At 59.0% G+C, this 1,532-nt stretch carries 1 protein-coding gene; it reads right to left on the bottom strand.

Annotated features, from left to right (window positions below):
- Positions 1-903: D-2-hydroxyacid dehydrogenase family protein (locus AC1DWI_RS22695; RefSeq protein ID WP_477725854.1), on the bottom strand; the 903-nt coding region annotated here is incomplete at its 3' end.
- Positions 904-1,532 lie beyond the last annotated feature (629 nt).

Genomic DNA, 1,532 nt, shown 5'->3' with positions numbered 1-1,532 from the left:
GTCCTGTTCAACATAGCCAATATGCGGCGTGCAAATGCAGTTTTCCAGGCGGAGCAGCGCATGGCCTTGCAGGATGGGCTCCGACTCAAAAACATCGATGGCCGCCAGGCCGGGCCGCCCGCGATTGAGGGAGGCGATCAATGCTTCCGGTTCGATCAGCTCCGCCCTTGACGTATTCACCAGCAGGGACGTGGTTTTCATGCGCGACAGGTCTTCCAGCGTGACGATACCGCGTGTCTCTGCGTTGAGCCGCAGGTGAAGGCTCAGTACATCGCTTTGCTCAAAGAATTCGGCTTTGCTGGCCGCGACTTCAAAGCCATCGGCCTGTGCCCGCTCCAGTGATGCGTCGCGGCCCCATATCACGACACGCATACCAAAGGCCCTGCCGTAGCCAGCCACAATTTGCCCGATCTTCCCGTAGCTCCATACCCCCAATGTCTTGCCCTTGAGGACGGAGCCAATGCCGAAGTTGGGTGGCATCGAAGCTGACTTGAGCCCTGCCTGCTGCCAGGCGCCATGCTTCAAGTGGGCTACATAGTGCGGAATGCGGCGCATGGCGGTCATTACCAGTGCCCAGGTCAGCTCCGCGGGTGCCGTAGGAGACCCAATGCCCTCGGCAACCGCGATGCCGCGTTCTGTGCAAGCCGCGACATCTATATGGCTTCCGACACGGCCTGTCTGGGCAATCAGCTTGAGTTTGGGCAGCTTTTCAATAACTTGCCGGTTGAGCTGGGTTCTCTCCCGGATCAGGACGATGACATCGGCATCCTTGAGGCGGACGGACAGCTGGCCGATGCCTTTAACGGTGTTGGTATAGACCTTGGCAGGGTAGGCCTCCAGCTTGGCTGCGCAGTTCAATTTCCGCACCGCGTCCTGATAGTCGTCGAGGATCACAATATTCATGCCGATATTGTGCCTGCAMGATTTTTCTTCCTTGCCGCCGGGGTCACTTCCGACTGGGGATTTTGTATCTCAAGGAAACGCACCAGACGGCGCCGCAAAGCACATAGGCCCGGGCTGAACTTCTGGTGGGATGCTTGCCGTACCAGTTATCTCAAAGAGGTTTCTCGCTGGCTCATGCGCTCAAGTTCCGCGCAGACGTCGGCCATGCGGCCGGATATCACCATGCGGCCAGCGCACGCTGGGCCGACATTGGAGTCAAACTCACGGACAACTCGCAGCCGGCTGGGTCGGGACGCCTTGACAGAGCGTTGGACGGCAAGAGCACCAGTGGCGCGGGCAGACGGGCCGCGCATTGCCGCGAAATCGCCGGAAGCAAAGGGTAGCGCAAGCTGGTGAGATCTGGGCTGTGCGCCGGCTGGCGCGGAAAAACGGCTTGCCCCAGTCATACCCTGCGCCGGCAAAAACAATGACACCAATGCCTGCACGGGTGCCAGCAGGACTGACGACATTGGTGAATGTGAAAAACTGATGATTCCCATGATGAACTCCTGTATGAGAGAGGTTTACACAGGCAGGATTGCAAACTGGCAAATTGCCAGGAAGGCCCCGACACCAGGGTGTTGGCCATC

Source organism: Polaromonas sp. P3_C2, assembly GCF_056402675.1.
The sequence above is the reverse complement of the archived record's forward strand: the minus strand, read 5'-3'. Positions and strand labels throughout refer to the sequence as shown.